Genomic DNA, 7,261 nt, shown 5'->3' on the forward strand with positions numbered 1-7,261 from the left:
CCGCGGCCCTGGCAACTTCCCGATCACCCTCGGCTTTCCGATTGCCGTAGGTCGCGTTGGTATCGTCGGTTGCCTGGTCCGGAGTGCAATCCCGGATGGGCGTTTCGTCCTCGCGCTTTGGAATGGACTCCTCCGCATATGCGGCCCCGCTGGAGACGTAGACATAGGCCTCCACGTCCGAAAACACACGAGTCGCGTGCGCGACTGCCCGTGGATGATAGGCTATGACATCAAACACATATGCTGGATCGACCGACGCAGCCACCTGATCGATCACTGCCTCGTCCGTTCTGTCTCCTGAGACCTGCTCCACGCGAGGTGCCTCGGCGAATGGGTTGTCATGTCGACCGCGATTCAAAAGCGTGACCTCGTAGCCGTGGTCAACCAAATCGCGAACGAGATGACGGCCGATGAACCGAGTTCCCCCAATAACGAGTGCGCTGTCCATATCAGAGGCTGGGTCCGGGACTGGAAAACCGTGGCGACCGCTCACATCGAGTTGCGGATCTGATCGAAGACCTCGCGTTCGGCTTTGCGGAGTCGTGTCGCAAACGCCGAACTCGAAATACCGGCCCGCTCGGCCATCTCATCGATCGTGGTCCCACTCGGGGTTTGATAGTAGTTTTCTCGAAGGGCCTGCCGAAGGGCTGCCCGCCGCTTCTCAGTGAGCAGGCCAAGGTCGACCCGGGCGGTCCATTCCGACTCAGCGGAGTCCATAGCGTCGTAATCGATCAACTCGACTTCGTCGGCGATCCCGTCAAGCGCCTCGCTGATGAATTGTGCCTCGGGAGCCTCATGGACATACACCGTCAGCAGAATTTCATCATCAGCATCGGCCGGTCGACAGTGGGGGAGTACCCCATGATCAACGACAACTGAATATGGACAGGGGTCCGCAGCGGACCGGGTGAATTGCTTGGCGGTAACCGTTCCGTCCTCCTCACGGACCAGCAGTTCGCACTGGTGGTCCTCGCCAGTTCGGTACACGGCAAGCTCCGAGACGGTCCCGGCACTTTCCCGGACCGGACAACCCGACGGTGGGCGAACTTGGTAGGTCAGTCGATATTGACACCGTGTTTCGTCATGAACAGTCTCCTGGCTCATCATTCTGTCACGTTCGGTTCGACACGGTCGAGCATCGCAGTGATTTGGTCCGATGTCGGGTCCGAAACACCGAGTTGCATTCGGAGTTCACTCACAACCGCCACCAACAGGTCGACACAGAACCGATAGAACGGCGCGTCGGCGACCGCCTCCGAGACCATCTCGGCAAACGCATCGATCCAGTCAAGTTCCGTTTCGACGAAGGCCGCGAGTTCGTCGTATTCGCCGGCCTCTGTCAAGAGACTCGCGTATTCGAGCTGAAGTGCCACGTGGTCGGCCGGATAGGCCTCGGGAACCGTTATTTCGAGGGCCTCGTACCGATTTTCCATCCGAGAGGCCGGTGGCCCATCCATCAATCCGCTTCGTGAATCGTCATACCACTCCTTGTAGGGAGACGCGGCTGGTGGGGCGAAGGGACGTTGAAACGCGCCGAACAGGGCCTCGTAATCCTCAGTGAGGTCACGGTCGTGGATAGCTGGCGGCGAGGACGGGGCCTCCACTCCGACGGCACCCATGGCTTCCTCGAGGTCCGATTCCAGCGCGCCATCCACGATTGCCTTGCGAAGCGAGTCGTCCGGATGTTTCAGGCAGTTCGACAGGATCACCTGCAACTGGCTCCATGCCGCGGGTTCGTCCAACCGCTTTCCATCATTGGGAGTGGCATCAGCCATGGTGCTCAGAGACCCGGAACCGCAAGCGGTGTTTTCACGGCCGCGAGCAATACGACATATCGCAGGAGGAACCCACCGACGAGAACGAGAACGTACTTCGTCCCGTACCCGTAGGTGAGTACCCGACTCCCGAACACCGACTCGCCGAACTCCGTAAATTGATGTAATACTGTTACCGTGATCGAGATCACGACTGGAATTGAGGTGCCCAAGAGCAGCACACCCCCGATGAACTCGAGTTGGAAGGTGCCCAAGAGCTCCGCAAGGGTCGCCTGTGACCCGACGTTCGCACTGTTGGCGAGGAAGGAGAGGAGCGCCCCGATCGCCACCAGTTCGACGATGATGATCACGTCATCCGTGAGACAGAACCGGTGGTTGACTCGGGTTAGCGCCCCGCCACTGGCCACGGTCCCGAGGAGGGCTGCCGAGATACCAGTCGAAACCCCACTCATCAGGAAGATGAACGGGAGATACGTCCGGCTCCACATCGGCACAGCCGCCAGATCGCTCAGCAACATCGCCGTATAGATAACGACCAGCACGGCGAGCGCGCCGCCGAGGATTCGGAACGCACCCCAGGCGCGGCCGGGCAGACGGGTCAGGTCAGCAACCGAATCAATGGCCCAGACGATGCCTCGATCAGACTGCCAGGGCATGACGCGGTCGATCCAGCCGATAATACGTCGGGGAAAGAGACTCAGACCGGACTCGTCCCGGAGCGCCATGCCGAAGTGAAGCCAGAACGCTTCGAGGAGGGCGGCCAGGGAGAACAGGATGATCAACCACGTGCCGATCACCATCCAGGACCCGTAGTTCGTGAAGTTCCAGGCGAACGACAACGCCCGCAACGGAGCTCCCAGGTGGGAGAGGAGTGCGATACTCCCCACACCGATCGAGAGAAGCGCGATAATTGATCCCCACCGGGAGGTTTCTGCACAGGAAAACTGATGCTCGAGATCTTTCGTGTCCGCGAGCAACAGTTTAGCCATGAACCGGTTCGTTCCGAGCAGGCTCTTCATGAAACTCGCCCAGGTCGAGGTGAGATACGCGCCACCGGCCACGCCGCCGAGGAACAGGTAGGTCGCGATGAAGACCCCCCAGTGGACGTGTGGCAACCACAGCCATTCAGCGCCACCTATTGCGGACATTGTCAGTCCCCTGCGTTGAACGGCGTTGTAACCTCAGTCGTGGCGTCGACACTGCCGTCGACGGCTGACGTGCTATCCTGGAGCGGTTCGACAATGACCCGCCCGTTTGCAACTGCGCCCGATTTGAACCGTTCGGCTGCCGCCTGCGAGGCTTCCTCGATGATCTCGTTCTGGGGACCGGCCTTGATGGCCTCGCCCACACAGTCCGAGACACAGTTCGGATCGACCTGGTCTTCGAGTTCGTGTTTCGGCGTATCCTCGACGTCCGCACCGCCGCCCGAACCCTGTCCGAGACACATGTTACATTTCGACATGAGACCCTCGTCGCCGTAGACCACCGCTCCGAAGGGACAGGCCCAGCCACAGTACTTGCAGCCGATGCAGTCGTCACGACTGATCGTCACGATACCGTCGCTTTCGCGTTTCTCGATCGCGTTCGTCGGACAGACTTTCTCACACGGTGCGTCGTGACAGTGCATGCACGACATCGAAATCGGGACGTCCTGCACGTTCGGATATTCTCCGACCTCGTGGTGAGTCACGGTGCGCCAATCGTCAGTATCCGAGCCCCGACCGTGGAACTGCTTGCAGGAGATCGAGCAGGCGTGACACCCGATACAACGGTTCGGGTCGAAGTAGAAGACCCAGTGTTCACTTTCGTTCGCCATGCTCAGTCACCCCCCGTCGGCGTCACGTCGACCGCGATGTGCCTGTCCGGCTGCCCCGTAATTGGGTCCATTTGATCCGTGTGTAACATCATCGTATTCATTCCGTCTGCCGCATCGTCGCTCCCGCGTCCGGACTCTCTGGAGGTGATCGAAGACGTCGAGCCGAAACCATATTCGGAGGTGACAAACCCGGGCTGAACGCGTTCGGTCAGGTGAGCCATCAGCGTGCCCTCACCGTCTGCCGACTCGATGGACACCATGTCACCATTTTCGATCCCCCGCGACTCCGCGTCCTTCGGGTTCATATAGAGGTAATTGCCGCGATAGTCCGCATCGTTCAATCCGTTGCGTTTCGCGTAATGGTCTTGCAGCCGCTCGTGAGGCTGGTTGCTCCCGTGAGAGAAAAACACCGACCGGGTGTCAGTGAACTCGAGTGGATACTCGTCCGACATTTCATCGCCGTAGGTTCCCGGTGGGACCCATTCCGGAGCGGTACCCATCCCGGCCTCTTCGGCCGCCTGGGCAAACGAACCGATCTGGTCGAGGTCAAACCGGAACGTGAAGTGATCGTCGTCCTTCCACTTCTCGTAGTCGTACTCCTCGACGAGACAGTAGTTGTTCTCACCAGTGGACAGGTCCTCGAGCGTGGTCCCACAGGTCCCGAGCTTCGCGTTGATGAATTCTTCGTGAGAGTCCCACTGCTCGAAAATCCGCCAATCGTCGTTGCCCGTCTCCGTTGCCATCTTCTCCGCGATTCCCGTGAGGATATCCCAATCCGGCCGGGTGTTCCACCGCGGATCGACAGCAGCCTTGCCACCGGTGACCCATTTGTGCCGAGGGTACGCCGACCAATTACCAGTTCCCAACGTGTCTTTCTCCAGACTTGTCGATTCTGGCAGCACGATATCTGCGCGGCGAGACACCCCGTTCCAGTACGCGTCGATGGAAAGGACCAGATCCATTGCCTCGACCGCCTCGATCCACGCCTTGGTGTTTCCGTCCTTGAGCGGATCGTCGTGATGACAGACGATCCCATTGATGTGGCCGTTCTCGACCATCTCCGGAACGACGTTGTGGCCGATGCCAGTAATGTGACGGAGCGGATATTTCTCGTACTCTTCGTACTTGTTGATCGCGGGCGTCTTGAACTCGGCCCGATTGGTGTAATCCTGCTCGCACACCTGGCCGAAAGAGGCCGTGCTTGGGTATTCCCAAAGCCTGAGTCCGCCCGGCCGATCGATGTTGCCGACCAGTCCGTTCAGCGCGGTAATGTTCTGAGAGGCTTTCCAGCTATTGCCGGCCTGGGCCGTTCCCGTCCACACGGATATACCGGCTCGCGGCGCTGCTTTTGCGAAGCCCCGAGCGATCTCGCGAATGGAGTCGGCCGAAATGCCAGTAATCTCGGCTGCCTCCGCCGGCGGCATGTCCGCTGCAGCCTCTCGGTAGGCCTCGAAGCCGTGGGTGAAGTTCTCGACGAAATCTTCGTCGTATAACTCCTCCTCGATAATCACATTGGCCATCGCGAGGGCCAACGCGCCATCAGTTCGCGGCTTGACCGGTAACCAGTGGTCCGACTTCTCGGCCGTATCCGTGTAGTTCGGATCGATGGTGACCAGGGTCGCCCCGCGGTTTTCGATAGCTTCGAGGACGCCTTTGGCCTCGAACTGTCCGCCAAAGGAGTTGAGTATATTGCGGCCCCACGCAATAATATAGTCCGAGTTCTGGTAGTCGGGGATTCGATTGTTAGTGCCGGTGCCCATCATCCCGCCGGCCACGAACGTCGGGCCGGCACAGACGTGGATGCCTCGACTGATCCGCTCCGGGGACCCGTAGAGGTCTTTCCAGATGGTCCGGAAGATCGAGGTCTCAGCCCAACTCGTCGCGTCGAGGAAGGTCTCCGCACCGTTTTCTTCATCAAACTGTACCAATCGCTCGGCGGTATACTGTAGGGCTTCGTCCCAGCTGACTTTCTCCAGGGTGCCGTTTCGGCGGATGTGCGGTTCCTTGATCCGTTTGGGATCGTGAGTCTTGTCTTGCTGGGCGAGTCCCTTCGGACAAAGGGTGCCTTCGGTGTCCGGACCCGCACTCCCGCGTGGGTGACCGTCGACACCGGTGATGTTTACGACCCGACCATCCATCACGGTGACTTCCTGTCCACAGTTGTGCGAGCACATCCAGCAATTGCTGAATGCCGTCGAGAACTCGGCCGACCCGACGTCTGTCGTCCCGTCTTCTTCGCCGAGACAGCCACCGAGCGCGGCGGCCCCTGCGACGGCGCCGCCCGCTTTCAACAGCGTCCGGCGTGTCAGTCCACTCTCGGATTGGGTCGAATTGCTCATCCGTTTACACCTCTACCCCGTGTGTGAGACGGGTGTCTGCCGGATCTGCTGTCCCTCGAATCCCGGCCATGGTTCGAGCCGCAAATGATCGTCGATAGCTCATGCTGGTCCACAGTTGAATGAAAGAACTGTACCGAGATAGTCTACACTCGGGACCGGTTTGGGTTTTATAAGTAATGGTTCCCTGCCACCATGTGCCAATAAAGGAATGGAGCCGTCGGTATTCAACGCACAAAAAAGGAACCTGAAAGTTCGAGAACTGATGCTACACGAGCGGGAATCGGGTCGGTTTACGAGCCGCAGCCGAAGTCGCCGCTCGTGTCGCCGACGATGTACTCGATTGCGTCCTTCTTGACCTGGTTCGCATCGAGTGTGGCGAGTTCTGTCAGCTCGTTGTTGAGATCCTCATCAATGGTAAGCTGATCTGTCGCCGTGAGTTCGCCTTCAGTCCGATCGTGCATGTCGGTCCGCCACGCGTCGTTCGGCGTCGGGTCCTGCTCGCCGTTGTACTGCTTCCAGCTGAACTTCCACGAGCCATCGAACAGGGCGACATTGTCGTAGCCGACGATCCCGTCAAGAGCGAAGAACGCAACGGTGCCCTTGAAGCCACTGTGACACATCGTCACGATTTCGTCGCCGTCCTCGACGCCGTCGTAGCCGAAGACGTGATCTTCGATCTCCCCGGCGGACTTCCACGGGTTCGGACCGGTGAAGCTTCCCTCGAGGTAGCTCCCAGCCGTATCGATGGTGCTGCCCGCAATCTTCGCTTCACCTTCGCCATCTCCTTCGCCACGCTGGTCAACGACCGACGCGGAGCCCTCATCCACAAGCTGGATCATCTCGTTCAGGCCCTTCCTGACACCGTAATTCGGCTCTTCGAAGCCTTCGACCGTGTATCCGGTTTCCGGCGTTTGTACGTCCTCGAAGACCAGACCGAACTCGTCGTCATACGCGCTCGACCCACCGTTTACGAGTTTCAAGCGCTCACGGGGGAATCCCCAGAACCGGAGTGCCCAATACGCTCGGGTGGCGTACATCGGGTTGTCCCCGGAGAGCACGATGGTCGTGTTCGGTCCGACACCCGCGTTCTGGATGATCTGATCGACCGTTTCCCCTGTCGGAACAAGGGCCTTTGTCTCGGCAAGTCCATCCAAGCGGGTCGCTTTCAGCGTCGCCGCACCTTGCGCATCGCCTGCTGCCAGCGGGACAGCCCCAGGCACGTGGCCCGAACTGTATTCCCCAGCGTCGACACGAATGACCGCGACACGCGGGTCAGCGTACACGTCGTCGCTGTTGACCAGCCCGGCTTCGACCCACTCGTTCAGCGTCTG

7 protein-coding genes are annotated in these 7,261 nt (G+C 59.7%); all 7 read right to left on the reverse strand.

Annotated features, from left to right (window positions below; genetic code table 11):
* Positions 1-448, reverse strand: a 448-nt coding sequence (locus V5A26_RS10900; protein ID WP_332322506.1) for an NAD-dependent epimerase/dehydratase family protein, incomplete at its 3' end; no start/stop codon positions are given.
* 41 nt (positions 449-489) lie between these two features.
* Positions 490-1,104: a helix-turn-helix domain-containing protein gene (locus tag V5A26_RS10905; protein WP_332321974.1), complete on the reverse strand. Its 615-nt coding sequence runs from the start codon at positions 1,102-1,104 to the stop codon at positions 490-492.
* Positions 1,104-1,775: a TorD/DmsD family molecular chaperone gene (locus V5A26_RS10910; RefSeq protein WP_332321975.1), complete on the reverse strand. Its 672-nt coding sequence runs from the start codon at positions 1,773-1,775 to the stop codon at positions 1,104-1,106. Before V5A26_RS10910 ends, V5A26_RS10905 begins: the two co-directional genes overlap by 1 nt.
* A gap of 5 nt (positions 1,776-1,780) precedes the next feature.
* The gene (gene nrfD, locus V5A26_RS10915; protein WP_332322507.1) at positions 1,781-2,923 is read right to left on the reverse strand and encodes an NrfD/PsrC family molybdoenzyme membrane anchor subunit; all 1,143 of its coding nucleotides are present in this window, start codon (positions 2,921-2,923) and stop codon (positions 1,781-1,783) included.
* 2 nt (positions 2,924-2,925) lie between these two features.
* The gene (locus tag V5A26_RS10920) at positions 2,926-3,591 is read right to left on the reverse strand and encodes a 4Fe-4S dicluster domain-containing protein (protein WP_332321977.1); all 666 of its coding nucleotides are present in this window, start codon (positions 3,589-3,591) and stop codon (positions 2,926-2,928) included.
* A 2-nt stretch (positions 3,592-3,593) separates the two neighbouring features.
* On the reverse strand, positions 3,594-5,930 hold the full coding sequence (locus V5A26_RS10925; RefSeq protein ID WP_332322508.1) for a molybdopterin-containing oxidoreductase family protein: 2,337 nt from the start codon (positions 5,928-5,930) through the stop codon (positions 3,594-3,596).
* Positions 5,931-6,220: 290 nt separating this feature from the next.
* A partial coding sequence (locus V5A26_RS10930) for a rhodanese-like domain-containing protein (protein WP_332322509.1) occupies positions 6,221-7,261 on the reverse strand: 1,041 nt, incomplete at its 5' end.

Source organism: Halodesulfurarchaeum sp. (assembly GCF_036626455.1).
Classification (GTDB): domain Archaea; phylum Halobacteriota; class Halobacteria; order Halobacteriales; family Halobacteriaceae; genus Halodesulfurarchaeum.

What these genes read in the sequence shown, in the direction of transcription:
- V5A26_RS10925 (WP_332322508.1), bottom strand. Translation starts at nt 5,930, where the DNA reads ATGAGCAATTCGACCCAATCCGAGAGTGGACTGACACGCCGGACGCTG.
- nrfD (WP_332322507.1), bottom strand. Translation starts at nt 2,923, where the DNA reads ATGTCCGCAATAGGTGGCGCTGAATGGCTGTGGTTGCCACACGTCCAC.
- V5A26_RS10910 (WP_332321975.1), bottom strand. Translation starts at nt 1,775, where the DNA reads ATGGCTGATGCCACTCCCAATGATGGAAAGCGGTTGGACGAACCCGCG.
- V5A26_RS10920 (WP_332321977.1), bottom strand. Translation starts at nt 3,591, where the DNA reads ATGGCGAACGAAAGTGAACACTGGGTCTTCTACTTCGACCCGAACCGT.
- V5A26_RS10905 (WP_332321974.1), bottom strand. Translation starts at nt 1,104, where the DNA reads ATGAGCCAGGAGACTGTTCATGACGAAACACGGTGTCAATATCGACTG.